This window comes from Cobetia amphilecti (genome assembly GCF_020217465.1).
GTDB classification, from domain to species: Bacteria; Pseudomonadota; Gammaproteobacteria; order Pseudomonadales; family Halomonadaceae; genus Cobetia; species Cobetia amphilecti.
In genome coordinates this window covers 4,078,124-4,104,614 of record NZ_CP084115.1, presented here as the reverse complement: position 1 = coordinate 4,104,614, position 26,491 = coordinate 4,078,124, and the positions used below count along the sequence as shown (strand labels likewise).

Sequence of the window (26,491 nt, the reverse complement as noted above, 5' to 3'; positions counted from 1 at the left end):
TAAGCTCAGGCATGCCCATGAAGTCTGCAAGGAGTGTGCCGTGAGCCATGCCATCTTCGACGACCTGAGGAGCCGGATGGAGAATTTCCGCCGCTCTGAACAAAAGGTCGCACGCTATGTCCTTCGCCATCCGGAGGAAGTGATTCACATGCGGATCGTCGATCTGGCCAGCGAGTCATCGGTCAGTGAGCCGACGGTCGTGCGTTTCTGTCGGGCAATGGGCTTTGCCGGCTTCCAGGATTTCAAGCTGCAGCTGGCGCAACGCCTCGCCACCGGCACCCAGTTCGCCCAGTTCTCCATGAATGACTCCGACAGCGTGGCCGAGTTCTCGCACTCGCTGTTCGATTCCACCATCGGCACCCTGCTGTCGGTGCGTGACCGTCTGGACGCCGAAGCCGTCGCGCGCGCCATCCACTCGCTGGCCTCCGCCAGCCGGGTCGAGTTCTACGGCTATGGTGCCTCGGGCGCCGTGGCTCACGATGCCCAGCACAAGTTCTTCCGCCTGCAGATCTCCACCGCCGCCTACACCGACCCGCACATGCAGAACATGTCAGCGGTGACGCTGGGGCCGCGCGATGTGGTGGTGGCCATCTCCCAGACCGGCCGCACCAAGGCGCTGATCGCCAGCGTGCGTCTGGCGCGGGACGCCGGCGCGACCGTCATCGGGCTGTGTCCGAGTGGCTCGCCACTGGCGGATGAAGTCACGCTGCCGCTGCACATCGATGTGCACGAAGACACCGAGATCTACACCCCGATGAGCTCGCGTATCGCGCACCTGGTGATCGTCGATACGCTGGCGGTCGGAGTCGCCAAGGCGCGCGGACCCAAGCTCAAGGAGCAGCTGGAGGCGGTCAAGAAGAGCCTCGCCACCCTGCGCATCGACGACCACGACTTCGATACCCACTGAGCACCGCCCGGGCATCATCTGTCTTGAAGGCAAGTGCAAGGTACGTATGTGCAAGGAAGGCCGGCGCGGGGAAGAGCAGGGCAGGCCGCTGTGATAAGGTGGATGCCTGAACAGGGGCAGCGAATCTCACGCTGCTCCGCTCCTCGACTCCTCTGCCCTGTGGTGAGCCCTGCATGTCCGAATCGCCCCTCCTCGATCACCTCAACACGCATCAGCGTGAGGCCGTGTCCGCGCCGCCGGGCAACATGCTGGTACTGGCGGGGGCCGGTTCCGGCAAGACCCGCGTGCTGGTTCACCGCATCGCCTGGTTGATGGACCAATACCAGTTCTCGCCCTACGCCATCCTGTCGGTGACCTTCACCAACAAGGCCTCGCGGGAGATGCGCACGCGTCTCGAGGCGCTCAATGGCAGCAGCCTGCGCCACATGTGGGTCGGCACCTTCCACTCCATCAGTCACCGTCTGCTGCGCACCCACTGGCAGGAGGCGCGCCTGCCCGAGCACTTCCAGATCATCGACAGCGATGACCAGCTGCGCATGGTCAAGCGGCTGCTCAAGGAGCACAACGTCGATGACGAGCGCTGGCCGCCCAAGCAGGTCCAGTACTTCATCGCCGGCTGCAAGGAGGAAGGTCTGCGCGCCCATCAGGTGCAGACCCATGGCGATGCCTACATGGGCAAGATGGTCGAGATGTATGAGCTCTATCAGCTCGCCTGTGAACGCGGCGGCCTGGTCGATTTCGGTGAGCTGCTGCTGCGCTCGCTGGAGCTGCTGCGCGATACGCCGCACCTGCTGGCGCATTACCGCGAGCGCTTCGCCCACCTGCTGGTCGACGAGTTCCAGGATACCAACACCCTGCAGTACGCCTGGCTGAAGCTGCTGGCCGGTGATCGCGAGTGCATGACCGTGGTCGGCGATGATGACCAGTCCATCTACGGCTGGCGTGGCGCGCGGGTCGAGAACATCCAGCGCTTCACCGAGGAGTTCGCCAACACCCGCGTGGTGCGTCTGGAGCAGAACTACCGCTCCTCCAGCGCCATTCTGGAGGCCGCCAACGCCCTGATCAGCCACAACGGCGGGCGCATGGGCAAGGAGCTGTGGACCGACAGCGGTCGCGGCGAGCGCATACGTGTCTACGCCGGCTTCAATGACATCGACGAGTCGCGCTATATCGCCGATACCATCCGTGAACTGGTCAATGAGCATGGCTACAGCCGCGACGAGATCGCGATCCTGTATCGCTCCAATGCCCAGTCACGCGTGCTGGAGGAGACGCTGATCCGCCAGGGCATGCCGTATCGCATCTATGGCGGCCAGCGCTTCTACGAGCGTCTCGAGATCAAGAACGCGCTTGCCTATCTGCGTCTGATGAACAACCGCGAGGACGATGCCGCCCTGGAGCGCGTGATCAACGTGCCGGCGCGTGGCATCGGCATGCGTACCGTCGAGCAGCTGCGCGAGCGCGCACGCTACGGCAACCTGACCATGTGGCAGGCGATGAGCGATGCGGTCTCCGATGGCGCCCTCAAGGGACGCGCCGCCACCGCAGTGCGTGCCTTCGCCGACATCATCGATGGCCTCGACAACGACACCGCCGGCATGGCGCTGCATGAGCTGGTCGAGCACGTCATCCATGTCTCCGGCCTGCGTGAGCATCACGCCGCCGAGAAGGGCGAGAAGGGCCAGGCGCGCCTCGAGAACCTCTCGGAGCTGGTCAACGCCTGCCGCGCCTTCAGTCAGGGCGAGCGCATGGACCCGGAAGCCCCCAGCGAAGGGGCCGAGGCGCTGGAGCCCTTCCTCGCCGAAGCCGCGCTGGATGCCGGCGATCACGAAGCCGCCGAAGGCGAGGAATGCGTGCAGATGATGACGCTGCACTCCGCCAAGGGGCTCGAATTCCCGGTGGTATTCGTCGCCGGGGTCGAGGAGGGGCTGTTCCCGCACAAGATGTCGCTGGAGGAGCCGGGGCGTCTCGAGGAAGAGCGTCGCCTGTGCTACGTCGGTGTCACCCGTGCCATGCAGCGCCTCTACCTGACCTACGCCGAGCTGCGTCGCATGCACGGCAAGGAGACCTTCCAGCGGCCGTCGCGCTTCCTGCGTGAATTGCCGGAAGAGCTGATGGAAGAGGTGCGTCTGCGTGGCCAGGTCTCGCGTCCGGTCTCGACCCAGCGCGCCACGCCGAATCGCCGTCCTTCCGGTCCGCGTCAGGAGAGTGTCGAGGCCAATGGCGACATGCCGGCACTCTCGCTCGGCAGCCTGGTACGGCATCCGCTGTTCGGGGAAGGCGTGGTCATCAATGCCGAAGGCCAGGGCGAGCGCGCGCGCGTGCAGATCAGCTTCGAGGGCGAAGGCGACAAGTGGCTGGTGCTGGGCTTTGCCAAGCTGGAAGTGCTGAGCTGATCCTGCATTGATGGCAGACGCAGCCATGAGGCGCTGACTGCAGGCGCTGGCAAGAGGTGTAGCGCGGGGCAGGGGGCGCGGTATTCGTTCGCCATTACGGCCTTGGTGCAGTTGTGGGCCATCCATGGGTCGCGGCATAGTGGCAGACATGCTGTCTTGATGCCGCGTCATGCATTGCCCACAACTCGAACAAGGAAAGTCCCATGCAACGCCGCCGTTTTCTCTCTGCTCTGGGGGCCGGTGCTGCCGGTCTCGCCGCCGCGCCTTTCGTGTCCACCGCCAATGCCGCCGAGGGCGAGACCATCCACTGGAAGATGGTCACCTCCTGGCCGAAGAACTTCCCGGCACTGGGCACCGGTGCCAATGAATTCGCCAGCCTGATCGGTCAGCTCTCTGGTGGTCGCCTGCAGGTCAAGGTCTATGGCGCCGGCGAGATGGTACCGGCGCTGGAAGTCTTCGATGCCGTGTCCTCCGGTACCGCCCAGATGGGCCACTCGGCCTCTTACTACTGGAAGGGCAAGGTGCCCGCGGCCCAGTTCTTCACTGCGGTGCCCTTCGGCATGAACACCACCGAGACCAACGCCTGGCTGTATCATGGCGATGGCATGAAGCTGTGGGACGAGATCTACTCGCGCCACAACCTCAAGCCGCTGGCGGTGGGCAACACCGGCACCCAGATGGCCGGCTGGTTCAACAAGGAAGTGAACAGTCTCGAGGACATGAAGGGGCTGAAGATCCGCCTGCCGGGGCTGGCGGGCGAAGTGATGAATCGCATCGGCGCCAGCGCGGTCAATCTGCCGGGCAGCGAGATCTTCACCGCGATGGAAACCGGCGTGATCGATGCCACCGACTGGGTCGGCCCCTACAATGATCTGGCCTTCGGCCTGCATCAGGTGGCCAAGTATTACTACTCGCCGGCCTGGAACGAGCCTTCCGCCATCCTCGAAGGCACCGTCAATCTCGAGGCCTGGCAGGCATTGCCGGAAGACCTGCAGCAGGTGGTGATCCAGGCGGCCAGAATCGCCAATCACGCCATGGTGGATGAATTCGCGCTGCGCAACGCCACTGCGCTGACCTCGCTGGTCGAGGAGCACGGTGTGGAGCTGCGTGAATTCCCCCAGGACGTCTATGCGGCGCTGTTCGATGCCTCCAACGAGGTGCTGGACGAGTTCATTGCCAAGGATGAGGACGCCAGGCGCGTCTATGAGTCCTACCGCGCCTTCCAGCAGCAGGTCGCGCCCTGGTCGCGTATCGGTGAGCAGGCTTATCTGGATGCGCGTGGTCGGGTGCTGGGCGAAGCCTGAGCGAGTCTCTTTCCGACTGCCTGCCTGACTGTCTGAGCGCGTGACTGATTGTTGACGAAAAAGCCGCCCCAGAGGGCGGCTTTTTCTTGGCGTGTGGCTGACAGGAAGAGAGGCGAGGCGCCTGGCTCAGTCCTGCTCAGGATCAGTCCTGCTCCTCGATGATGGCGGTGCTGGCCTGCTCCGGTACGGCGCGGATGCGGCCATTGTCATCGAGTGCCACCATCACGTAGCAGGCTTCGGTCACCTTGGTCAGCGCGTGTTGATTGCGCTCCTGCGGCGGGCGGATCCAGACCTCGACGGCGAGCCTGATCGAACTGCGCCCGACCTCGGCCACCTGAGTGAAGATATTGACCACCGAGCCGATACGCACCGGCGACAGGAAATCGAGGCCTTCGACGGCCACGGTGGCAGTGCGTCCGTGGGCGACGCGCCCGGCGGCCAGCTCACAGGCCTCGTCCATGCGGTGCATCAGCCAGCCGCCGCTGATGTCGCCATAGAGATTGGTGTCCTGGCGTTGGGCGATCAATTTTAGCGTCAGTGTGCCGTTCGGCGTCGGGATATCATCCAGAGCTTGCATGTCATGACTCGCTATCTTGTTGTTATAAAATGGTCATTTCATTTCTGCACCCTTGCGTCTGAAAAAGGTGCGTCTTTTGGCGCAGGGCGCTGCCTTGCATAGGACGCCTCCTTGTACAGGGCACTGCCTTGCACAGGGGGCCTTATACAGGGCACTTCGGCAATCGCCGAAGAAAGTCACCGGGGCCATCGATAGCATCAGCGCGACGCAGACCATGGCGGATGAGCCGCAGCGGCTTCATCATCTCCTGTATCCTACTCCGGCGGACAAAGCACTGTCCTCACTGACGATGGACTGTCAGGAGATTTTTTGCGCTGCAGCATGGAGTATCGTTCCTCAACGCAGCAATGACGGATACTCGCTGTCTTTCGCCATGCTGCACGGGCCGCCTTGATCCACCGTCGCATGCCCGTCGCCACGGGCGTGGCAAGCAGTGGCCAGCTCCGTGTCGCATCGTCATCTTGTTCATTCTCTGGTGGGAAGTCGCCATGTCAGTTTCCGTCGGGTCGCTTGTTCGTTCAGGCTTTCGCGCCGTGTTCGCGTCGCGTCGCGGGTCATCCGCGTCCTCCTCATATGTGCCTTCCTCCTGCGCGCCCCGTCTGCGCTCAGGTCTGCCGTCGCTGCGGCTGATGTCGCTTGCCTGCCTGCTGGGGCTCTCGACGCTCTCGGCTCCGGCACTGGCCGACAAGGTGCCCGAATATCGCCCGGTGTCCGGGGTGGTGGGCAACCTGACGGCGGTGGGCTCGGATACCCTGTCGGTGCTGGTAACGCGCTGGGCTGCCCAGCTGCGCCGCTATCATCCGGGGGTGCGCGTGCAGCTGCAGGCAGCGGGCTCCTCGACGGCGCCGCCGGCATTGATCGCCGGCACCACTCGCATCGGGCTGATGTCGCGCCCGATGAGCGATCAGGAGCGTCAGGACTTCACGCGTGAATTCGGCTATCCGCCGCTTGGTGTGCCCGTGGCGCTGGATGCGATGGGCATCATCGTGCATCGCAGCAATCCGCTGGAGGAGATCAGCATCGCGCAGCTGGATGCCATCTTCTCCGCCACGCACAACTGTGGTGGCCAGGCAGCCAATCGCTGGGGCCAGCTCGGGCTGAGTGATGAGTGGAATGACCGCCAGATCACGCGCTTCGGGCGCAGTGCCACCTCGGGCACCTACGGCGCCTTCCGCCGTATCGCGCTGTGCGATGGCGACTTCCGCCTCGATGTCAGTGAACAGCCGGGCTCGGCCTCCATCATCGGTGCGGTGGGCTCCTCGCCCAATGGCATCGGCTATGCCAGCTTCAGCACTTCTTCGCCGCTGGTGAAGCAGCTGTCCGTCAGCCGTGAGGCGGGTGGCCACGCCGTCTTCCCGAGCCGGGCCAGCATTCGCGATGGCCGTTATCCGCTGACCCGCGCGCTGTACATCTACGTCAATAGGGTGCCTGACGAGCCGCTCCCGGCGCTGGAGCAGGCCTTCCTGTCATTGATCATGTCGCGCCAGGGTCAGCAGGCCATCCTGCGTGGTGGCTATGTGCCGCTGCCGGAAAAGCAGCTGCTGCACTGGCGTCAGCAATTGGGGCTGGAGGATGTGGATGCCCTTTGATTCGCCTTTGTCATCTCTCTGTCATCACTTGGACATAATCTCGGTGCCATACCCGCTTCATGCGTCTGCGGAGTCGACACTCCAGGGCGCGAATCCTTTCGTGGTGATATTTCATGTCGGCAGTTGATGCCTCCCGAATGCAGCGTCGTCGTCTGCGGCATGACCGTCTTGCCAGTCTGTGGCTGACAGCGGCCGGGCTGGGCGTGATGGTCATCGTCGTCGTGATGCTGGCCTATCTGGTCAGCGTGTCGTGGCCGCTGCTCAAGCCCGCCAGCGTCACGTCGCTTCCTCAGCAGGCGCTCGAACAGCAAGTGAGCGACCAGCAGATGCCTGCCGCGCAGACCGATCCTGACTGGCTGAGCGCCTTGCCTGACATGCCGCTTGCCGCGCGTGACGGGCTGCCTCCCGTGCTGGCCAGTGACGATTCGACGGCGGATTCGCGTACCTCGCCGCTGGCGGGTGTCTGGCTCGCGGATGATCGCCTGCAGGTGGTTCAGCAGTCCGCCGCTGGCGTGCGACTGCGCGGCAGTGCCATCGAGGTTCCCGCAGGGCTTGAGCGCCGCCAGGCAAGCCTGATGCTCAGCCGTGACCAGCTGTGGCTGCGCATTCCGTACGAGGAGGGCGATGGCCTGTGGCTGGCGCGCCTGGCCTTGTCGGCGTCGCACGCTACCGCCGGCGCGCTGGGTGACGATGCAGCAAGCCAGACGCCGCTCTCCGAGTGGCAGCAGCAGTGGTTGCCGGGCACGGCCAGGCTGTCTTCGCAGCAGGGGCGTCTGCTGGTCACCGCTGACCGCGATGGCTTCACCCAGTGGCAACTGAGCGAGGCCTCCACCGGGACCAAGCCGCTGGCGCGCAAGCTGGCACATCACGCTATGGCCTCTTCTGCCTCCGCGTCATCGCCGGCGATCACCGCGATCAGCGTCCTGCGTGGCGGCAGAAGCCTGATCGTCGGAGACGCCGCCGGTGGCCTGAGCCATTACCTGTTGCCGGCGCATGCGCAGCCGCTGGTCAAGGCCGGCGTCTTTGACAGTGACCTGTCGGCGCCGGTGGTGACGATGGCTGCCGCCCATCACAGCCTCGGCTTTGCCGCGCTGGACGCCAACGGCCGCCTTGGCCTCTATCTGGCCACCAGCGAGCGTCGCCGTCAGGTGCTGGACTGGCTGGACGCCGCCCGGGTCGCGGCTGGCGTGACGCTGGAATTTGACAATGATGACCGCCGCTTGCTGGCATCGGCGACCCGGGAGGCAAGGCTGCCCGCTCAGGAAGCGTCGCTGGGGGCGCTCGGCAAGGCCTATGCGGGGCTTGCGATACACGACCCGCATCAGGCCGTCGGGCTCGACGCCATCTTCGGCAAGGTCTGGTATGAGGGACGCGCAGCGCCGGAGTGGATCTGGCAGCTGGAGAGCACCGGTACCCACGAACCCCGTCTGTCGCTGGTGCCCATCATGTGGGGCACGCTCAAGGCGGCGCTGGTCGGGCTGCTGTTTGCCGTGCCGTTGGGGCTCGGCTGTGCCATCCATGTCGCCTGCTTCATGGCGCCGCGCCAGCGTTCCCGCATCAAGCCGCTGCTGGAGATGATGGAGGCGCTGCCGACCGTGGTGATCGGCTTCATCGCCGCGCTGGTGGTCGCGCCCTTCGTCGAGCGTGAGCTGATGGCGGTGTTGCTGGGGCTGGTCCTGATTCCGCTGGGCACCATGGTGGCCGGCTTCCTGTGGACCCTGTCGCCGCGCGTATGGCGTAATCTGCTGCCGGAAAACATGGCGGCCTTCGGGCTGTTGCCGCTGCTGTTCGTGCTGCTGTGGCTGGATGTGACCATCGCCGGCCAGGTCGAGCAGTGGTGGTTCGACGGTGACCTCCGCCAGTGGCTGTTCAGCCACTACGGCATCGATTACGCCCAGCGCAACACCCTGGTGACCGGCATGGCGCTGGGGCTGGCGGTGATGCCGACCCTGTTCACGCTCAGCGAGGATGCCCTCTCGTCGGTGCCGCGCGGTCTGGCCGCAGGCTCCGCGGCGCTTGGCGCGACGCCATGGCAGAGTCTGCGCCGCGTCATCCTGCCTGCCGCTGCGGTCGGGCTGTTCTCGGCGATGATGATCGGCATGGGGCGTGCCGTCGGTGAGACGATGATCGTGCTGATGGTGGCCGGCAATACGCCGCTGGTGGATGCCAGTCTGTTCGAGGGCCTGCGTTCACTGGCCGCGACCCTGGCCATCGAGCTGCCGGAGGCCGAGGTCGGCAGCAGCCACTACCGCTTGCTGTTCCTCGCTGCCCTGGCATTGTTCGTCTTCACCTTCGTGGTCAATACGCTGGCGGAAGTGCTGCGACAGCGCTTCACGCCGCCCAATCAGGGGAGCTGGGGATGAGTCACCCTGACACCAATCGCGCCAGCTCCTCACTGCTGCGCCCGCGCGAGCCGCTGGTCGGGCGCCTGCAGCGCTACTGGCGCGACGGCGGCCCGTGGGGCTGGCTGAATGCCATGGCGGTCAGTGTCTCGCTGGTGCTGGTGCTGGGCCTGCTCAGCCTGCTGGTGGTGGGCTCCTTCAGTCACTTCTGGCCCTCACGGCTGGTCGAGGTGGAGCTGACGGCGCAGCCGGGCCAGAGTCCCACGGCGCTGACCACCACGCGCGGTGAGCCAGCGGCCGACAATCGCCATCTGCTCGGCGAGCTGATGCACGAGGAGATGCGCCGTGTTACCTCGGGCGAGGGGGATGACGCTCGCCAGCAATGGTGGCTGCTGCAGACATCCTCACGTGACGGGGCCGCGGCCAGCTGGCAGTGGCTGCCGGAGACGCTGCTCGACAGGATGACCTTCCCCAGCCAGGCGCTGATGCTGGAAATGCGCGATGGCCGCACTCTCTACGGCATGCCACGGGCGCTGAGTGACCCGATGACAGGGGAGATGGACCACACGCCCGATGTCGGCGACGGACCTGTCCGGCCCTTGTCCGAGGACGCCGAGCCGCTGTTTGCCCGCCTGAAGATGATCGAGAGCGAGCGCCGCCAGTTGCAGGCACTGCGCCTGGACAGTGAAGCCTTGAGCAGTCGCTATCAGGCGCTGCAGCAGTCGCTCGAATCCCGGCGCAGCGCCACTGCTGACGGTGACCCGGCGCGGACTCAAGAGGACGCTGAGCTCGAGCAGCAGATGCAGGAGGAGTTGGAAGAGGTGCGCAGCGCCTTCATCGAGCGTGAAGGTCAGCTGAGTGCCCTGCGGGATGCGCTGGCGGGCGGTCAGTTGCTGCTGGGCGGCAATGGCGGCTACGAAGGCCGCATCGCGCTCGATGATATCCGCAATGCCTGGCGGCCCAATGCGATGGGCTTCAGCGGCCGGCTGATGATGACGTTCAAGCGTTTCCGTGACTTCGTGGCTGGCGCGCCCACCGAGGGCTTCGGTGGCGTCTGGCCCGCCATCTTCGGCACCGTGCTGATGGTGGTACTGATGTCGATCATGGTGATGCCCTTCGGCGTGATGGCGGCGCTCTATCTGCACGAGGTGGCCCATCAGGGACGCCTGACGCGCCTGACGCGCATCGCGCTGCGCAACCTGGCCGGGGTGCCCTCCATTGTCTACGGCGTGTTCGGTCTCGGTTTCTTCGTCTATGGACTGGGCGCCGGAATCGATGAGCTGTTCTATTCCGAGCGGCTGCCGACGCCGACCTTCGGGACCGGCGGCATTCTGTGGGCCTCGCTGACGCTGGCCCTGCTGACCTTGCCGGTGGTGATCGTCGCCACGGAAGAGGGGCTGGCGCGCGTGCCGCGTCGTCTGCGCGAAGGTGCGCTGGCGCTGGGGGCGACACGCCTGGAAACGCTCAAGCGCGTGGTGATTCCGGCTGCCTCGCCGGCGCTGATGACGGGGCTGATTCTGGCCGTGGCGCGTGCGGCGGGCGAAGTCGCGCCGCTGATGCTGGTCGGGGTGGTCAAGCTGGCCCCGGACCTGCCGCTGGATGACAGCTTCCCGTGGCTGCATCTGGACCGAAAATTCATGCATCTGGGGCATCAGGTCTATGATCTGGCCTTCCAGAGCAGCGACGCCTTCAGCAGTCGGCCGCTGGTCTACGCGACCGCGCTGGTGCTGGTGGTCGTGATTCTATGCCTCAATCTGAGTGCCATTCGCCTGCGTCACATGCTGGCACAACGTTACAAGGGAGCCACCGAATGAGGCGTGACTCTGAACAGCCCAAGCCCCAGTTGTTTCTTCAGGAGACGCCTGCGCGGCCGGCTGAGGACATCTGCCTGGAAACCCGTCACCTGAGCCTCGATTATCAGGCACGTGTCGGCAAGGAGAACCAGACGCGCCGCGCCCTGGAGGACGTCAGCCTGCAGATCGCGCGCAAGCGCGTGACGGCCTTCATCGGCCCTTCCGGCTGCGGCAAGTCGAGTCTGTTGCGTACCTTCAATCGCATGACCGATCTCGACGAACAGTCACGTCTTTCCGGCAAGGTACTGCTCGAGGGCGAGGACATTCATGCGCGCGGCGTGGACGTGCCGATGCTGCGCCGCCGGATCGGCATGGTCTTCCAGACGCCCAACCCCTTTCCGATGTCGGTCTACGAGAACGTGGCCTTCGGACTGCGGCTGGTCGGCGAGAATGACAAGCGCCACCTCGATGACAAGGTCGAATCCTGTCTGCGCTCCGCGGCGCTCTGGGAAGAGGTGAAGGACCGCCTGCACGACAGCGCGCTGGGGCTCTCGGGTGGCCAGCAACAGCGGCTGGTGATCGCGCGGACGCTGGCGGTCGAGCCGGAGGTGCTGCTGCTGGATGAACCGGCCTCGGCGCTGGACCCCATCTCGACGCTCAAGATCGAGGAGCTGATCCGTTCGCTGCGCTCGCGCCTGACACTGATCATCGTCACGCACAACATGCAGCAGGCCGCGCGGGTGTCAGACGATACCGCCTTCCTGCATGAGGGCCGCCTGGTGGAATTCGCCCCGACCGATCAGCTGTTCACCAACCCGCGGCGCCGCCAGACGGAAGACTACATCACGGGGCGTTTCGGTTAGCGCGCTCATGCGCGAACGTGCAGCCAGGTAGCCCTTTCGTCCTGATATTGCTGACGATGGCGGCCAGATAGCGCCTTTGCGCCATGGGTGAAACATAACTGCAATCAAGTGTCGGCATGCTGAGGGGGAGCCCGCTGTGTCAGTCAGTAGTGGGCCATACTTGTCACGTCATTCATGTCACGCCCCCTGACTCGGTGGGCGACTTTCCGGGAGAGGGAAATGGATATCACCAGCGATTCGCACGGCAAGCATATCTCAGAGCAGTTCAATCACGAGCTGGATGCACTGAAGACACACCTGCTGGCCATGGGCGGACTGGTAGAGAAGCAGCTGCAGGATGCCGTCACGGCATTGCTGGAAGGCGACAGTGAAACCGCCACGCGGGTGCGCGACAACGACAAGGCTGTCAACGACATGCAGCTCAAGATCGATGACGAGTGCACCCGGGTGTTGGCCCGCCGTCAGCCGGCGGCCTCCGACCTGCGCCTGGTGCTGGCCGTCATCCGCGCCACCTCCGATCTCGAACGTATCGGTGATGAATCGAGCAAGATCGCACGCAATGCCATCTCGCTGGTCGAGAATGGCCAGAGCCCGCGCGGCATGGTCGAGGTGCGTCACCTCAGTCAGCACGTGCGCAGCATGGTGCGTGACTCCCTGACGGCCTTCGCGCGCTTCGATACCGACCTTGCCCTCAAGGTACTGCGTGAAGACGCCTCGGTGGATCTGGAATATCAGAGCGCGATGCGCTCGCTGATGACCTTCATGATGGAAGACGCGCGCCAGATCACGCCGGTGCTCAATGTGATGTGGATTCTGCGTGCGCTGGAGCGCATCGGTGACCACGCCGACAACCTGGCCGAGTACGTCATCTTCCTGGTCAAGGGCGTGGACGTGCGTCACACCGATACCCATGATCTGAAGCCGCAGGACCTGGACAAGAAGTGAGCTGACGCGCTTCCCTGCCCCTGTGTCGCCTCTTTCGCCCCGCACCTGCCCACCGGCAGGCCGCGGGGCGATTGCGTCGTGGGAGCGCGAGCGGTGTCAGGCGGCCGACAGCTGCGCCGCGCAGGCGGGAGTGCTAGGGTGTGGCTCCGGTCAGCCCGCTGGCTGGCCGGTTCTTTTGAGATGACGAGGACGTCGCATGATTGATGCCGTATCGGCGCTGGTCCGCGGGACCCGCATGGTCTATACCCCCGGGCTGCGCCGCTTCGTATTCGTACCGCTGGCGATCAACCTGGTGCTCTACAGCATCACGCTGTGGGTGTTGTTCAACCAGTTCGGTGGCTGGATCGATTACTGGATGCTCAAGGTACCGGCGTGGCTGGACTGGCTCAGCTGGTTGATCTGGCCGGTGCTGGTGGTGAGTCTGTTGCTGGTGGTGTTCTTCACCTTCAGCCTGGTGACCAACCTGATCGCCGCGCCCTTTTACGGCATTCTGGCCGAGAAGGTCGAGCATCGTCTGGATGGCACCCTGATCGATGATGATCGCGGCCTGATGAAGATCGGCGTCGACTCGCTGGGGCGTGAAATGGCCAAGCTGGGCTACTTCATCCCGCGCATGATCGCGCTGTTCATCATCGGCTTCATCCCGGGCCTGAACCTGCTCTCGCCGCTGTTGTGGGGACTGTTCTCGGCCTGGAGCATGTCGATCCAGTACCTCGACTACCCGATGGACAACCATCAGGTCAGCTTCGGTGACATGAAGCAGCGCCTCAAGGCGCGCTGGTGGCCCTCACTGACCTTCGGCGCCGCGGTGTTCGTCATGACGCTGGTGCCGCTGGCCAATCTGCTGTTCATCCCGGGCGCCGTCGCCGGGGCGGTACTGATGTGGCAGAGCCACTACCGTCAGTTGCCGGCGCCGCGTCGTTGAGACAGCCTGTCGCAGAGCTGGCTTGTCGCTGAACTGACTCGTCGCTAAGTTGGCACGTCGCTGAAATAGCCGCAGCGTCGTCTGATTGACCAAACGAAACGCCCCGCAGTCGCCTCCTTTCGAGGTGGCTGCGGGGCGTTCTGCGTTGGGCTGGCGTCCGGGTCAGATCATCACTGAATCAGCCCATCACTGGGCTAGCGCACTGCTGGCCTGGGGAGCGCTCGCCTGGCAGGCGCGCTCGTCGGGGAAGCGACAGCGGAAGCGCGCACCCTCGCCGGGGTGGCTGTCGATCTCCAGATGGCCCTGATGACGAATCAGCACATGCTTGACGATGGCAAGCCCGAGGCCGGTGCCTCCCGTGGCGGTGCTGCGGCCCTTGTCGATGCGGTAGAAGCGCTCGGTCAGGCGCGGCAGGTGGACCGGGTCGATGCCGTCCCCGTCATCTTCCACCTCGACCAGCAGGCCCTGGTCATCCGCCTTCCAGCGCAGGGTGATATGGCAGTCTTCGGGGGTGTAGCGCACCGCATTGAATACCAGATTCGAGATCGCGCTGCGCAGCTCCTGCTCCTCACCGCGCAGAGACACGCTGGCATCGGCCTCGATGGAGAAGGTGTGGCGCCCCTGGGACAGGCCTTCGGCGTCGTCGCGGATATGGCCGAGCAGGGCGCTCATGTCGATGCAGCGACCGTTGTCGGACAGCTCGTCGGTTTCCAGGCGTGACAGGGTCAGCAGGTCCTCGACCAGGTGCTGCATGCGGTCGGTCTGGCTCTGCATCTGGCCAAGCCCACGCTGCCAGCGCGGTGGCAGGTCATCGGCGTAATCGGAGTAGGTCTCGAGATAGCCGGCCAGCACCGTCAGCGGCGTGCGCAGCTCATGGGAGACATTGGCCACGAAGTCGCGGCGCATCTCTTCAAGACGATAGAGGCGGGTGACGTCACGCAGCATGACCAGACGCTCGTTGTCACCGAACAGGGTGATGGAGATCTGCAGCGTCAGGTTGTCAGACAGCGGCGACTGGAGCGTCAGCGGCTCGCGGTAGGCCAGCCGATTGAAGTAGTCGATGAAGACGGGGTCACGCAGATAGTTGGTGATGTGCTGACCGCGGTCGTGGCTGGCCTTGAGACCGACCAGCTGCTCGGCAGCGCTGTTCCACCATTCCATGTCACCGTGGTTGTCCAGCATCACCAGGCCGTCGCGCATGGCCTCCGAGGATTCCTGGATACGGTTGAGGATGCTGCGCAGTCGCTCCTGAGCCTGACGCTGGCCCTTCTGGTACCGGTAGAGACGATCGAGCAGGTCTCCCCAGACGCCATCGCCGGGCGGCGGCTCTTCATGGGGATTGGTGATCAGCCAGGTGTAGAGGCTCTTCAAGTGCTTGAGATGGACGAACAGATACAGCGAAAGACCCAGCGCCAGGCCCCAGCCTAGATGGCCCAGCAGGCCACCGATCAGGCCGAAGCCACCGGCAAGGTAGCCGAGGCGCCATAGCTCGTTGGTCCAATAGCGCATGAATCCCTCAGGCCTGAGCGCTGAAGCGGTAACCGGTGCCGCGGACGGTCTGGATCAGATGCTGATGGCCTGTGCCCAGCGCCTTGCGCAGGCGACGGATGTGCACGTCCACGGTGCGCTCCTCGACATAGACGTTGCCGCCCCATACCTGATCGAGCAGCTGACTGCGCGTGTAGGCACGCTCCTGATGCGTCATGAAGAACTGCAGCAGGCGATATTCGGTCGGGCCGACATCCAGCGAGTTGCCGTGGGCGGTGACGCGGTGGCTGGCCGGGTCGAGCATCAGGCCTTCGACTTCCACCGCCTCCTCGACCCCCTTGGGAGTGGTGCGACGCAGCACGGCCTTGAGGCGGGCGACCAGCTCGCGCGGCGAGAAGGGCTTGGTGATGTAGTCGTCGGCACCGGCTTCCAGGCCTTGAATCTTGTTGTCTTCCTCGCCCTTGGCGGTCAGCAGGATGATCGGCAGCTCCGAGGTGGTCTCGTCACGCTTGAGACGCCGCGCGAGCTCCAGGCCACTGGTGCCCGGCATCATCCAGTCCAGCAACAGCAGATCGGGCTTTTCATCGACGACGATGGCGTGGGCGTCCTGGGCATTGTCTGCCTCCAGCACGCGGTAATCCGCCATTTCGAGGGCAACGGCGATCATCTCGCGAATCGAGGATTCATCGTCGACAATCAGTACGGTCTTGGAGCTCATCGCTAGATCCCATGCAGCAGTCGGCGCACGCGCCAGAATGACAAGTCGATGACGATTACAACCCGCTTATATGACAACGAGATGACAACTGCCAGCATGGCAGCTTGCACGCAAGCCTGCCAGCCGCCTTGGAGGCGCGGCAGGCAGGCATGAACCGTGGGCTGGGGAGCAACAGAGGGCAGGGGTCGCTTTAAATCAAATAAAACTAATGTTTATGCAGGAGTCAGCTCATCGGCCAGGTCGCCAGGGCGATACCGGCGAAGATCAGCAGACCCGTCCAATGATTGTTGAGGAAGGCCTGGAAGCAGGGCGCACGCTCACGCTCACGGATCAGACGTTGCTGCCAGACGAAGGTGACGGCGGCGGCAGCCAGTCCCAGCCAGTAGAAGATGCCCAGCGCCAGCTGCAGGCCGATGCCGATCAACACCGCCAGCATGCCCAGCTGCAACAGGCCGATCATCAGCTTGTCGGCACGCCCGAACAGCACGGCGGTGGACTTGATGCCCACCTTGAGGTCGTCGTTGCGATCGACCATCGCGTAGGCGGTGTCGTAGGCCACCGTCCACATCAGGTTGGCCGCGAACAGCCACCAGCCGTAGGTCGGCACCTCCTCCAGCGTCGCGGCGAACGCCATCGGAATCGCCCAGCCGAAGGCGGCGCCCAGCACCACCTGGGGCAGATGATGGAAGCGCTTCATGAACGGGTAGCTGGCCGCCAGCAGCACGGCGACGATCGACAGCAGCACCGTGGTCAGGTTGGTGAAGCACACCAGCACGAAGGCGGCCGCGACCAGCCCCCCGAACAGTGTCAGCGCCTCGCGCTCCGAAATGCGACCCGAGGTCAGCGGCCGGTCACGCGTGCGCTCGACATGCTTGTCCCAGTGGCGGTCGGCGTAGTCGTTGATCACGCAGCCGGCGGCGCGCATCAGATAGACCCCGGCGATGAAGATCAGCAGGGTCGTGCGCTCGGGAATGCCATCTGCCGCCAGCCACAGTGCCCACAGGGTCGGCCACATCAGCAGCCAGGTGCCGATGGGGCGGTCCAGCCGTGTCAGGGCGAGGTAGTCGGCCAGTCTGGAAGGACGCGAAGCGGCGGAAGTGGATGACGCGGTCATCGGGGCTCCTGGGCGGGTGGTAGTGGGCAAGGGAAGAGAGGGAAACGAGGCCAGTCGGGCGCAAGGCTCAGGCCAGTTGCAGCGCGTGCTGGAAGGCCGGTGTGAAGCCCTCCTGCACCAGCACCTTGAAGCGACCATGCGAGAACATCGAGCGGCGCATCCACCGACTGGTGGTGCGGGCCAGCGGCCTGGGGCTCGAAAGCACCAGCGGGGCGCGGCTGACATCGATGGCACTGCGGGTCAGGTCGGGCTGGCGAAACAGCCAGTGGCCCAGCGAGCGCTCGCCCAGCGTCGAGAGGCGATGACCGTGGGCCAGGTCCAGCGCCGCCAGCGAGCGCGCGATCACCCATGGCGTATCGCCATGACAGAGTGCCACTTCGCGCCGCCAGACATGCCGGCGCGGGCCGATGCCCAGCAGGCGTGCCTCATCCAGCCGCGCGGGGCCGGTGTCCTGCAGCAGCAGGCGCACGCGCAGGCCCTGGATGGGCTGGCCATCGCGTTCATCCTGCTGCTGCATGGCGCTGGCAAGACGCTGGGTCAGCGAGTCCGTCGAGGAGAGCCACGCCCACCAGCCGGCCGGCATGACACCCTGCAGCGCGGCAGCCGGCTGCCAATGACGGCGCACCGCCGCCGAAGCAGCGGGTGCGGCGCGCGTGGGCGAAGGCCAGCGAGGCGCAGGCTGGCACAGGGACTCGGCTGACGAATGAGGCGCCTCACAGGTGGAGGTCTGTGGCGTGAGCGCTGCGCGATGAGGCTCGCCTGCTGGGCATCGGACCACGGTGAATTCCCTGTCAGGATGACGAAATGGCGAGTCTAGCATGGCCGGGCGGCAAGGCCTCCCGCTCAGGCATGCCTGCACTGCTGGCGGGCTGGTATGCTGGGCGCATTCATCGGCGTTCATGACGGACGCTGTTGGCGCTCTTTCATCAGCGCTTCCCTCGGATCGATCTCAGGAGATGGTGCCATGCGCGACCCACGCACCCTTGTCATCATTGGTACCGGCATGGCGGGCATTGGTCTGGCGCGCGCGCTGCGTGCGCGTGACAAGGACAGCCGGCTGATCCTCATCAGCCAGGACAGCGGCCACGATTACGCCAAGCCGATGCTGTCCACCGCCTTCGCCAAGAAGATGTCGGCCACCGACCTGTCGCGTCAGGCGCCGGTGGCGCTGGTGGACGAGCTGAATGCCGAGCTGCGTACCCATCAACGCGTCACTGCCATCGACGGTGATGCCCGCCAGCTATGGCTGGGCGAGGAGTGTCTGGCCTATGACGAGCTGGTGCTGGCACTCGGTGCCGCGCCGCGTCGTCCCTTCCCCGTCGCCGCGGAAGTGGCCTCACGCGTGCAGAGCATCAATGACCTCGACGACTATGCGGCCTTCTGCGCGACGCTGGCGAAGGCCCGCGAGCGTGGGGAAGACGGGCACGTGGTGATTGTCGGTGCCGGACTGGTCGGCTGTGAATACGCCAATGATCTGACGGCGGCCGGCCACCGCGTCACGCTGGTCGCGCCTGAGGAAACTCCGCTGGATGGACTGCTGCCGCAAGCACTGGGGCAGCGTCTTGGCGCGGCGCTGGATGGACTCGGCGTGACGCGCCGCCAGGGCGAGATGGTCGAGACCATCGCCGCAAGTTCAGGCGAGGAGGCCGAGCGTCAGGCCGCGCCGGTCGAGGTGCGCCTGCAGAGCGGTCGTCGCCTGACGGGCTCCGTGGTTCTGCTGGCCACCGGGTTGGCGCCGCGCATTCGTCTGGCGCAGGCCGCAGGCCTGAGCGCCGGCGGCGACGGCATCCGTGTCGACCGCCACCTGGCCACCTCACAGCCGCATATCTGGGCGCTGGGCGATTGCGCCAGCGTCGAGGGCGTCAATGCCATGTATGTCCAGCCGCTGCAGATGGCCGCGCGCACCCTGGCAGCCAACCTGTGTGGTGAGCCAAGCGTGCTCGACTGGAAGGCGTGGCCGGTGCTGGTCAAGACACCGGCCTTGCCGGTGGTGGCCTATCCGCCGCGTTCGGCCGTGGCGCGCTGGGAAATCAACGGTGAAGGCGATGACCTCGAAGCGCGTGCACTGGATATGAACGAACGCTTGATTGGATATGCGTTGACAGGCGCCGCCGTTCGCAGGAAAGTCGAGCTAGCGCGGCAGGCGCCGCCGTTGCTAGGCTAGGCGATGCCATGATCGATGGTCGTAAATCCCTTGCTGCCAGCGCGGTCAGGCACGATAGTGAATGCTCCGTCAGACATGCTGCTCAGCGGGCGTCGTCTGACAGAATGCTGCCATCGACAGGTTTGATACGGCAAAGCTTGCCGGGAGCGGATTGCGTCGCCGCCATACGCCACCGCTAGCAAGTGCAAGAACAACAATGGAAACGGCGGCTTGGCCGCCCGTGCAGAATGCCAAACCAGGAGGGCTTTTCATGCGCAAGCCAGAACTCGCTGCGGCCATCGCCGAGCGTGCGGATCTATCCAAGGACAAGGCCAGTCAGGTACTGAACGTGATTCTCGACGAGATCACTCATACCGTGGCCAAAGGCAATGACGTCTCACTGATCGGTTTCGGGTCATTCACCGTGCGCCAGCGTGCGGCGCGTACCGGCAAGAACCCTCAGACAGGCAAGCCGCTGACCATCCCGGCCAGCAAGACCGTTGCCTTCAAACCCGGCAAGTCGTTGAAGGATGCAGTGACCAAGTAACCTCGGCTCGTGCTTCAGCGCAGACCCGGGGTGGCTGTCGCCATGGCTTTCAATCGTCGTCATCAAAAGCCCTGTCGGCTGTCATGCTGATGCCACCGGTTCCGCCCTGCGGGGCCGGTGGCATTTTCATATGGCCTGCGTGACCGACGCTTCGCGATTCAAGGAATGACACCATGAAGCTCAAGATATTGCTGTGGGTGCTGGGTCTGCTGCTCAAGCGGGCCTTCAAGCGTGACCCCGAATTTCGTGCCGAGCTGGAAAAGCGTCCGCTGGACTGGGGCGTCGCGACCGAAGACATGAGCATCGCGCGTCACTACCGCATGTCCCACGCGGGCGTCACCACGGGCAGTGGCCTGCCGGTGGATACCGAGCTTGAGCTGCGCTTCGCCGATAGTGACAGTGCGGTGGCCTTCCTGCTCAAGCCCTCGCCGCGTGCCTTTTTGCAAGGCCTGATGGACCAGCGCGTGCGGCTGGTCGGCGATTCGGCCCAGCTCAACCGCTTGCAGTCATTGCTCAAGCGCATTCGCTGAATGGCCCTGTGCCGTGCCTGCATGAACGAAAGACGCCCCGCTGAGAGAATCAGCGGGGCGTTGTTTTTGTCACGAGCCTTTCTTGCGAGCCTTTACTTGCGAGGGGCTGTTCGAGAAGACCCTCTCAACGCCCTCGAGGCGTCACAGCAACTGCTTGAGGCCCGGAATGCCTTCGAGCACCTGATCGACCACGCCATCGCCGGCTTCTTCCCGCGCATAGCTCAGCGTCTCATCGGCTACGCCGCGCGCCTGGTCCATGTTCAGGTCCAGCCCCATCAGCTTCTGGCCCAGTTCCAGCGCACCGCCACCGCCACCGCCGGTGAAGGCGCTGACGGCGCCCATCAGGCCGCCCATGAGGCCACCGCCACCGGACTCGGCGGCTTCCTCGCCTGCGCTGCCGATCAGGCCTTCCGCTCCCGGAATGGCGCCCAGCAGTGAGGCGGCCGGGCCATCCGGCCCCTGCTCACGCACGAACTTGAGAACCATGCCGACCGCCTGCTCGGCGATTTCCGGTGACAGCCCGAGGGAGCCAGTGACGCGTTCGATAAGAGGATGCATCGGTATTCTCCATGAAAGCCAATGAGGTCAGGAGTCTTCAGAGTGGCACGTCGCGGCGATTCGACATTCGACGCGCCCGCCAACGCTTGCATGCGCCATGGCTCTCGGACACGGCAGAACGGGGTGTTATGCTAGCGATATAAATCTAAAGTCTAATGCGCTGCCCGGCGCCCTGGTCACGGAACACTTCATGACACGCTCTCTCCTGGACTCCCTCATGCACTCCCTGCGTCGTCTGTGGACGCTGGATGCCTTCAGCTATTCGCTACGCATGTTGATCGCGCTGGGTGGCGTGATGGCGGTGGGGTTCTGGCTCGACGAGATGGCGGTGGTGATTCCGCTGTTTCTGGGCGTGATCGCCTCGGGGCTGGCGGAAACCGATGATCACTGGCGCGGCCGACTGCGCGCGCTGGGCATGACGCTGGCCTGCTTCAGCATCGCCGCCGTCTCGGTGGAGCTGTTGTTCGGCATGCCGCTGCCCTTCGTGATCGGGCTGGCGCTGGCCACCTTCGCGATGCCGATGCTGGGCGCCATCGATGCCCGCTACGGCGCCATCGCGCGCGCCTCGTTGATTCTGGCCGTCTACACCATGATCAGCCTCGAGCAGCAGCATGGAGATGGTCAGATCGCGGTGCTGGAGCGCAGCCTGCCCGAGTGGCTGCGGGAGCCGGGGCTGGGCATCAATCTGGTTCAGCCGTTGCTGCTGGTGGTGGGGGCGACCTGGTATGGCCTGCTCTCGGTCGTGTGGTGTGCGCTGTTCTCGCGCCAGCCGCTCAAGCACAGCATGGCGACGCTCTACCGTGAGCTGGGGCGCTACCTGATTCTCAAGGCGCAGCTGTTCGAACCGCTGCGCAATGTCGACCAGTCCGCCCGGCGTCTGGCGCTGGCCGAGCAGAACGGTCGCGTGGTGGTGGCGCTCAACCAGACCAAGGAGATGGTCTTCCGGCGCCTCGCCGGGCGGCGCGATACCACCAAGCTCGACCGCTACCTGCGCCTCTACTTCATCGCCCAGGACCTCCACGAGCGCGCCAGCTCCAGCCATTATCCTTACGGGCAGCTCACCGACGCCTTCTTCCATCACGACATCCTGTTCCGCTGTCAGCGCCTGCTGGAGCAGCAGGGGCGCGCCTGTCGCGGGCTCGGCAAGGCGCTGTTGATGCGCCAGCCCTTCGATGCCAGTGACAGCCAGCAGGCGCTGGAAGACCTCAATGCCTCGCTCGTCTATCTCAAGCAACAGCAGCGGCCCGAGTGGCACCATCTGATGCAGGCGCTGGAAGCCCTCGCCAGTAACCTGCGCCTGATCGAAGGCCAGATCGCGCGCCTGAATGATCTCGAAGCCGTCAGCAATGAAAACGACAACAGCCTGCTGGACCGCTCGCCCCACGGCACGCGCGACATGTTCGAGCGTATCCGCAGCCACCTGACGCCGCGCTCGCCGATCTTCCGCCATGCGCTGCGCCTGACCGCGACGCTGGTGGCCGGCTATGGCGTGCTGCTGGCGGTGCACCCGACCCAGGGCTACTGGATTCTGCTGACCGGGCTGTTCGTGTGTCGTCCCAGCTACGGTGATACGCGCCGCACGCTGGCGCAGCGAATTCTGGGCACGCTGATCGGTCTGGTCGCCGGCTGGGCGCTGATCAGTCTGTTCCCGGCGCCCACGATCCAGGCCGGGATCGCCGTGGTCGCGGGGGTGCTGTTCTTCGCCACCCGTGGCTCGCGCTATACCCTGGCCACCGCCGCCATCACGCTGATGGTGCTGGCGTGCTTCAACCAGGTCGGCGATGGCTTCGATCTCATCTGGCCGCGCCTGTTCGATACGCTGGTCGGTGGCCTGCTGGCCGGGCTTTCGGTGGTGTTGATCCTGCCGGACTGGCAGGGCCGCAAGCTCTATCGTCAGGCCGGCGTCAGCCTCAAGACCAGCGGTCGCTATCTGGGCGAGGTGCTGTCCCAGTACCGCCACGGCAAGCGCGATGATCTGGCCTACCGCCTGGCACGCCGCAATGCCCACAACGCCGACGCGGCCTTCTCCAATCTGCTGGCCACCGCGCGCAAGGAGCCCGGCCACTTCCGGCGCGATGTCGAGCCGGGCTTCGGTTTCCTGCTCCACGCGCATACCGTGCTCGGCTATCTCTCGGCACTGGCAGCGCATCGTGGCGAACTGGAATCGACCGCCTCGGCCAGCAGTGGCATCGAGACGCTGCTGCGCCATGGCGAGCGCTTGAGTCAGCAGCTGACGGCGTTGGGAGAGCAATTGGAGGCGGGCGGTGAGATCGCCGTCACGCTGGACAGCGAAGATGAGATCGCGGCACTGGAAGCCGAGGTCGAGCGGGTCGAATCCACCACCGGACGCCTGGCGCTGTCACAGCTGATTCTGGTGCTGCGGCTGTTGCAGCCGCTGGAAAGCGCCGGCACCCAGCTGATCAAGGCCAGCCGCGCCAGCTGACCTGTACTGGCTGACCTGTCCTGACTGACCGGTACTGAAAGACAAGTGCTGTAAGACAAGTGCTGTAAGACAAGTGCTGTCTGAGCGACTGGCGCGGCGGGCCGAGTGATCGAGTGTCCGGCTTGAATACGTGAGGGCGACAGGTGAGCAGCGGGCAGCGCGCTCAGACGGCGCCGTATTGCCCGGCCGCCTCGCCCAGCCAGCGGCGGATCAGGGGCTCCGCGGCCTGCGGGGCCTCGCTGAGGATGGCATCGGCCAGGGTGGTGGTCGGGGCGATCAGGTCACTGTCACGCTCGAGATCGGCGATCTTCATCCCCGCCAGCCCCGTCTGACGCGTGCCCAGCACTTCGCCGGGGCCGCGCAGTTCCAGGTCCTTCTCGGCGATCTTGAAGCCGTCGGTGGTCTCGCGCATCACCGCCAGGCGCTGCTTGGAGTGCTGCGACAGCGGCGGATGATAGAGCAGCACACAGAAGCTCTCGGTGCTGCCACGCCCGACACGGCCACGCAGCTGGTGCAGCTGCGACAGGCCGAGACGCTCGGGATTGTCGATCACCATCAGGCTGGCATTCGGCACATCGACCCCGACCTCGATCACCGTGGTCGCCACCAGCAGGTCATGCTCGCCGTCCTTGAACGCCGCCATCACCTCGGCCTTCTCGGCCGCCTTCATGCGGCCATGGACCAGGCCGATGGACAGCTCCGGCAGCGCCTCGGTCAGCTCGTCACGCGTCACCTCGGCAGCCTGGCAGGTCATCACCTCGGATTCCTCGATCAGCGTACACACCCAATAGGCCTGACGGCCCTCGGAGCAGGCGGCGCGGATGCGCTCGACCACCTCGGGGCGGCGCGGGTCGGCCACCGCGACGGTCTGCACCGGGGTGCGTCCCGGTGGCAGCTCATCGATCACCGACAGGTCGAGGTCGGCGTAGGCGCTCATCGCCAGGGTGCGCGGAATCGGCGTCGCGGTCATGATCAGCTGGTGCGGTGTCAGGCCACCGGCTTCCCCCTTCGCCCGCAACGCGAGGCGCTGATGCACGCCGAAGCGGTGCTGCTCATCGACGATCGCCAGCCCCAGGCGCTGGAAGGTCACATCGGCCTGAAACAGCGCATGCGTGCCGACTACCATGCGCGCCCGGCCATCGGCGATGGCGGCCTTGGCATCCAGCCGCGCCTTGCCCTTGAGCTTGCCGGCCAGCCACGCCACCTCGATGCCCAATGGCTCCAGCCATTCGCGGAAGTTGCGATAGTGCTGCTCGGCGAGAATCTCGGTAGGCGCCATCAGGGCCGCCTGACAGCCGCCGCCGATCGCGATCAGCGCCGCCAGCGCGGCGACCACCGTCTTGCCCGAGCCCACATCGCCCTGCACCAGACGCAGCATCGGCACTTCGCGCGCCAGATCGCGGCGCACATCTTCCAGTACGCGATGCTGGGCGCCGGTCAGCGAGAAGGGCAGCTGGGCGAGAAAGCGCGTGCTGAGCCCGCCACTGGCGCTCAGCGAGGGCGCGCCATCCTGCTGGATACGCGCGCGCACCTGACGCAGGCTCAGCTGGTGGGCGAGCAATTCTTCCTGGGCGAGGCGGCGCTGACTCGGGTGCACGCCGTCGCTCATCTGGTCGACGGGCGCATCCGGCGGTGGCTCGTGCAGAAAGCGCAGGCACTCGATCACGCCGGGCAGGCGAAAGCGTGTGCGCAACGCCTCGGGGATCAGGTCCGGCAGCTCATGGGGCGTCTCCTCGAGCTGCTTGAGCGCCTGGGCGATCAAGGCACGCAGGCGCGCCTGATTGAGGCCTTCGGTGGCCGGATAGATGGGCGTGAGGTGGTCTTCCACCGGCGCGGCACCCTGGCCGAGCAGGCGGTATTCCGGATGGTAGATCTCGAGACCGGTGGCCCCGGCGCGTGCCTCGCCGAAGCAGCGCACGCTATGGCCACGCTGGAATTGCTGCTGCTGGGCGGGAGAGAAGTGGAAGAAGCGCAGGCTGAGGATGCCGCTGCCATCGCGCAGGCGTACCAGCAGGCTGCGGCGACGGCCCTTGACGATGTCACAGGCCGTCACCTCGCCTTCCACCACCGCCTCCATGCCGCTCTTGAGCGTGCCGATGGGCGTGACGCGGGTGCGGTCCTGATAGCGCAGCGGCAGGTGGAACAGCAGGTCTGCGACGCGCTCCAGCCCGAGGCGCGACAGCTTCTCGCTCAGCGCGGGGCCGACGCCGCTCAGGCTGTCCAGCGGTTGGGCCAGCGCGCCGGTGGCGAAGACACCGGCGCTGGCGGGCCCGGCAGGTGAGGCTTCCGTGCCCGCCCTGCTCATGCCGGTTCGTGGCTCTGGGAAGCGGAGCCCTGCATGCCGTTCTCATTGCTCTGGCGCGCACGATTGGAGCACTCGGCGATCGCCTGGCTGATCACGTCGATGGCCTTGGGGCGTGGGAAGCTGGCACGCCATGCCAGCGCCACGCTGCGACTGGGCGCCGGGTCCTTGAAGGGCCGCGTCTCGAGCACGCCGCTCTCGTAATGACCGGTACCGGTCGCCGAGTAGGGCAGCACGGTGATACCGAGACCGGAGGCGACCATGTGGCGGATGGTTTCCAGCGAGCCGCCTTCGGCGATCAGCGTATTCTCGGGGTTGTTGATCTGATTGCCGATGGCCGGGCAGGCCTCGAGAATCTGATCACGGAAGCAGTGGCCCTCGCCGAGCATCAGCAGACGCTCGTTGATCAACTGTTCCTTGGCGATGCTGTCCTGCTCGAGCAGGGGGTGGCCGGCCGGCAGCAGGACTTCGAAGGGCTCTTCGTAGAGGATCTTGGTCAGCACGTCGGTCTCGGTGAACGGCAGCGCGACGATGATCACGTCCAGCTCGCCATTGCGCAGCTTGCGACGCAGGTCGCCGGTCATGCCTTCCTCGATGTAGAGCGGCATCTTCGGCGCACGCCGCGTCAGTTCCGGCACCAGGTGCGGGAAAAGATACGGTCCAATGGTATAGATGGCGCCGATGCGCAACGGGCTGGAGAGCTGATCCTTGCCGGAATTGGCCAGTTCCTTGATCACGCTGGACTGCTCCAGCACGCGCTGAGCCTGCTGAACGATCTTCTCGCCGAGCGGTGTGACCTGTACGGTGGACTTGGAACGCTCGAACAGTGCGACTCCCAGCTCTTCCTCAAGCTTCTTGACGGCCACCGACAGGGTGGGCTGCGAGACGAAGCAGCGCTCTGCGGCGCGTCCGAAATGACGCTCCTGGGCCAAGGTTACGATGTAGCGGAGTTCTGTTAGAGTCATGATTCCTGCCCGGAACTGGCATCCTGGGATGCGGTGGGTACC

Annotated in this window: 21 protein-coding genes; 13 read left to right on the top strand and 8 right to left on the bottom strand. The window is 65.2% G+C overall.

Going from position 1 to position 26,491, the window contains the following annotated elements; translation table 11 throughout:
- Positions 1-40: 40 nt before the first annotated feature.
- The 3 genes from hexR to LCW13_RS17145 all read left to right on the top strand — a co-directional run bounded on the left by hexR (position 41) and on the right by LCW13_RS17145 (position 4,607).
- Positions 41-907, top strand: a complete 867-nt coding sequence (gene hexR / locus LCW13_RS17155; RefSeq protein ID WP_043331730.1) for a transcriptional regulator HexR — start codon at positions 41-43, stop codon at positions 905-907.
- A gap of 173 nt (positions 908-1,080) precedes the next feature.
- Entirely contained in the window at positions 1,081-3,303 is a 2,223-nt protein-coding gene (gene uvrD / locus LCW13_RS17150; RefSeq protein ID WP_043331731.1) for a DNA helicase II, read from the top strand.
- A gap of 203 nt (positions 3,304-3,506) precedes the next feature.
- Positions 3,507-4,607: a TRAP transporter substrate-binding protein gene (locus tag LCW13_RS17145; protein WP_043331733.1), complete on the top strand. Its 1,101-nt coding sequence runs from the start codon at positions 3,507-3,509 to the stop codon at positions 4,605-4,607.
- Between the two features lie 142 nt (positions 4,608-4,749).
- Here the strand turns inward: LCW13_RS17145 and LCW13_RS17140 are convergent, their stop codons facing one another.
- Positions 4,750-5,184, bottom strand: coding sequence for an acyl-CoA thioesterase (locus LCW13_RS17140; RefSeq protein ID WP_054556356.1), 435 nt, complete (start codon positions 5,182-5,184; stop codon positions 4,750-4,752).
- Positions 5,185-5,813: 629 nt separating this feature from the next.
- On the opposite strand from LCW13_RS17140, the gene LCW13_RS17135 reads away from it, so the two are divergent.
- The 6 genes from LCW13_RS17135 (at position 5,814) to cysZ (ending at position 13,641) form a co-directional block, all read left to right on the top strand.
- Positions 5,814-6,773 carry a PstS family phosphate ABC transporter substrate-binding protein gene (locus tag LCW13_RS17135; protein WP_054556469.1) on the top strand — a complete coding sequence of 320 codons (960 nt, stop codon included), beginning with the start codon at positions 5,814-5,816 and terminating at the stop codon, positions 6,771-6,773.
- Between the two features lie 113 nt (positions 6,774-6,886).
- Positions 6,887-9,136, top strand: a complete 2,250-nt coding sequence (locus tag LCW13_RS17130; protein ID WP_153636720.1) for an ABC transporter permease subunit — start codon at positions 6,887-6,889, stop codon at positions 9,134-9,136.
- A complete protein-coding gene (gene pstA / locus LCW13_RS17125; RefSeq protein ID WP_153636719.1) occupies positions 9,133-10,929 on the top strand; it encodes a phosphate ABC transporter permease PstA in 1,797 nt (598 codons plus the stop codon). The genes LCW13_RS17130 and pstA overlap by 4 nt, the downstream gene beginning before the upstream one ends.
- Complete coding sequence (pstB, locus tag LCW13_RS17120; protein ID WP_084589238.1) at positions 10,926-11,771, top strand: phosphate ABC transporter ATP-binding protein PstB; 846 nt, start codon at positions 10,926-10,928, stop codon at positions 11,769-11,771. The genes pstA and pstB overlap by 4 nt, the downstream gene beginning before the upstream one ends.
- Before the next feature lie 219 nt (positions 11,772-11,990).
- Entirely contained in the window at positions 11,991-12,716 is a 726-nt protein-coding gene (phoU, locus tag LCW13_RS17115; protein WP_043331737.1) for a phosphate signaling complex protein PhoU, read from the top strand.
- Positions 12,717-12,912: 196 nt separating this feature from the next.
- On the top strand, positions 12,913-13,641 hold the full coding sequence (cysZ, locus tag LCW13_RS17110; RefSeq protein WP_107335789.1) for a sulfate transporter CysZ: 729 nt from the start codon (positions 12,913-12,915) through the stop codon (positions 13,639-13,641).
- A gap of 186 nt (positions 13,642-13,827) precedes the next feature.
- Here the strand turns inward: cysZ and phoR are convergent, their stop codons facing one another.
- The 4 genes from phoR to LCW13_RS17090 all read right to left on the bottom strand — a co-directional run bounded on the left by phoR (position 13,828) and on the right by LCW13_RS17090 (position 17,586).
- Positions 13,828-15,150, bottom strand: coding sequence for a phosphate regulon sensor histidine kinase PhoR (phoR, locus tag LCW13_RS17105; protein WP_153636718.1), 1,323 nt, complete (start codon positions 15,148-15,150; stop codon positions 13,828-13,830).
- 7 nt (positions 15,151-15,157) lie between these two features.
- Positions 15,158-15,847, bottom strand: coding sequence for a phosphate regulon transcriptional regulator PhoB (gene phoB, locus LCW13_RS17100; protein WP_043331741.1), 690 nt, complete (start codon positions 15,845-15,847; stop codon positions 15,158-15,160).
- A gap of 223 nt (positions 15,848-16,070) precedes the next feature.
- Entirely contained in the window at positions 16,071-16,961 is an 891-nt protein-coding gene (ubiA, locus tag LCW13_RS17095; RefSeq protein WP_043331742.1) for a 4-hydroxybenzoate octaprenyltransferase, read from the bottom strand.
- A gap of 67 nt (positions 16,962-17,028) precedes the next feature.
- The gene (locus LCW13_RS17090; RefSeq protein WP_225348192.1) at positions 17,029-17,586 is read right to left on the bottom strand and encodes a chorismate--pyruvate lyase family protein; all 558 of its coding nucleotides are present in this window, start codon (positions 17,584-17,586) and stop codon (positions 17,029-17,031) included.
- 339 nt (positions 17,587-17,925) lie between these two features.
- Here LCW13_RS17090 and LCW13_RS17085 point away from each other — a divergent pair, with 339 nt between their 5' ends.
- The 3 genes from LCW13_RS17085 (at position 17,926) to LCW13_RS17075 (ending at position 20,181) form a co-directional block, all read left to right on the top strand.
- Positions 17,926-19,125, top strand: coding sequence for an NAD(P)/FAD-dependent oxidoreductase (locus LCW13_RS17085; RefSeq protein ID WP_153636716.1), 1,200 nt, complete (start codon positions 17,926-17,928; stop codon positions 19,123-19,125).
- A 250-nt stretch (positions 19,126-19,375) separates the two neighbouring features.
- Positions 19,376-19,651: an HU family DNA-binding protein gene (locus LCW13_RS17080; RefSeq protein WP_024952843.1), complete on the top strand. Its 276-nt coding sequence runs from the start codon at positions 19,376-19,378 to the stop codon at positions 19,649-19,651.
- A 173-nt stretch (positions 19,652-19,824) separates the two neighbouring features.
- Positions 19,825-20,181, top strand: coding sequence for a hypothetical protein (locus LCW13_RS17075; protein WP_054556348.1), 357 nt, complete (start codon positions 19,825-19,827; stop codon positions 20,179-20,181).
- Between the two features lie 141 nt (positions 20,182-20,322).
- Here the strand turns inward: LCW13_RS17075 and LCW13_RS17070 are convergent, their stop codons facing one another.
- Positions 20,323-20,739 (bottom strand): hypothetical protein, encoded by a 417-nt coding sequence (locus LCW13_RS17070; protein ID WP_192839003.1) that lies wholly within the window; start codon positions 20,737-20,739, stop codon positions 20,323-20,325.
- A gap of 190 nt (positions 20,740-20,929) precedes the next feature.
- Here LCW13_RS17070 and yccS point away from each other — a divergent pair, with 190 nt between their 5' ends.
- Entirely contained in the window at positions 20,930-23,182 is a 2,253-nt protein-coding gene (gene yccS, locus LCW13_RS17065) for a YccS family putative transporter (RefSeq protein WP_225347448.1), read from the top strand.
- 163 nt (positions 23,183-23,345) lie between these two features.
- Here the strand turns inward: yccS and recG are convergent, their stop codons facing one another.
- On the bottom strand, positions 23,346-25,487 hold the full coding sequence (gene recG / locus LCW13_RS17060; RefSeq protein WP_225347447.1) for an ATP-dependent DNA helicase RecG: 2,142 nt from the start codon (positions 25,485-25,487) through the stop codon (positions 23,346-23,348).
- Complete coding sequence (locus tag LCW13_RS17055) at positions 25,484-26,449, bottom strand: hydrogen peroxide-inducible genes activator (RefSeq protein WP_052384315.1); 966 nt, start codon at positions 26,447-26,449, stop codon at positions 25,484-25,486. Before LCW13_RS17055 ends, recG begins: the two co-directional genes overlap by 4 nt.
- Positions 26,450-26,491: the final 42 nt, after the last annotated feature.

Excerpts from the sequence above, each read along its gene's own strand:
- LCW13_RS17140 (WP_054556356.1), bottom strand. The coding sequence starts at position 5,184 with ATGCAAGCTCTGGATGATATCCCGACGCCGAACGGCACACTGACGCTA.
- LCW13_RS17070 (WP_192839003.1), bottom strand. The coding sequence starts at position 20,739 with ATGCATCCTCTTATCGAACGCGTCACTGGCTCCCTCGGGCTGTCACCG.
- LCW13_RS17055 (WP_052384315.1), bottom strand. The coding sequence starts at position 26,449 with ATGACTCTAACAGAACTCCGCTACATCGTAACCTTGGCCCAGGAGCGT.
- LCW13_RS17080 (WP_024952843.1), top strand. The coding sequence starts at position 19,376 with ATGCGCAAGCCAGAACTCGCTGCGGCCATCGCCGAGCGTGCGGATCTA.
- phoU (WP_043331737.1), top strand. The coding sequence starts at position 11,991 with ATGGATATCACCAGCGATTCGCACGGCAAGCATATCTCAGAGCAGTTC.
- ubiA (WP_043331742.1), bottom strand. The coding sequence starts at position 16,961 with ATGACCGCGTCATCCACTTCCGCCGCTTCGCGTCCTTCCAGACTGGCC.
- pstA (WP_153636719.1), top strand. The coding sequence starts at position 9,133 with ATGAGTCACCCTGACACCAATCGCGCCAGCTCCTCACTGCTGCGCCCG.
- LCW13_RS17135 (WP_054556469.1), top strand. The coding sequence starts at position 5,814 with ATGTCGCTTGCCTGCCTGCTGGGGCTCTCGACGCTCTCGGCTCCGGCA.
- recG (WP_225347447.1), bottom strand. The coding sequence starts at position 25,487 with ATGAGCAGGGCGGGCACGGAAGCCTCACCTGCCGGGCCCGCCAGCGCC.
- LCW13_RS17145 (WP_043331733.1), top strand. The coding sequence starts at position 3,507 with ATGCAACGCCGCCGTTTTCTCTCTGCTCTGGGGGCCGGTGCTGCCGGT.
- phoB (WP_043331741.1), bottom strand. The coding sequence starts at position 15,847 with ATGAGCTCCAAGACCGTACTGATTGTCGACGATGAATCCTCGATTCGC.
- LCW13_RS17085 (WP_153636716.1), top strand. The coding sequence starts at position 17,926 with ATGCGCGACCCACGCACCCTTGTCATCATTGGTACCGGCATGGCGGGC.
- LCW13_RS17075 (WP_054556348.1), top strand. The coding sequence starts at position 19,825 with ATGAAGCTCAAGATATTGCTGTGGGTGCTGGGTCTGCTGCTCAAGCGG.
- phoR (WP_153636718.1), bottom strand. The coding sequence starts at position 15,150 with ATGCGCTATTGGACCAACGAGCTATGGCGCCTCGGCTACCTTGCCGGT.
- yccS (WP_225347448.1), top strand. The coding sequence starts at position 20,930 with ATGACACGCTCTCTCCTGGACTCCCTCATGCACTCCCTGCGTCGTCTG.
- LCW13_RS17130 (WP_153636720.1), top strand. The coding sequence starts at position 6,887 with ATGTCGGCAGTTGATGCCTCCCGAATGCAGCGTCGTCGTCTGCGGCAT.
- uvrD (WP_043331731.1), top strand. The coding sequence starts at position 1,081 with ATGTCCGAATCGCCCCTCCTCGATCACCTCAACACGCATCAGCGTGAG.
- cysZ (WP_107335789.1), top strand. The coding sequence starts at position 12,913 with ATGATTGATGCCGTATCGGCGCTGGTCCGCGGGACCCGCATGGTCTAT.
- pstB (WP_084589238.1), top strand. The coding sequence starts at position 10,926 with ATGAGGCGTGACTCTGAACAGCCCAAGCCCCAGTTGTTTCTTCAGGAG.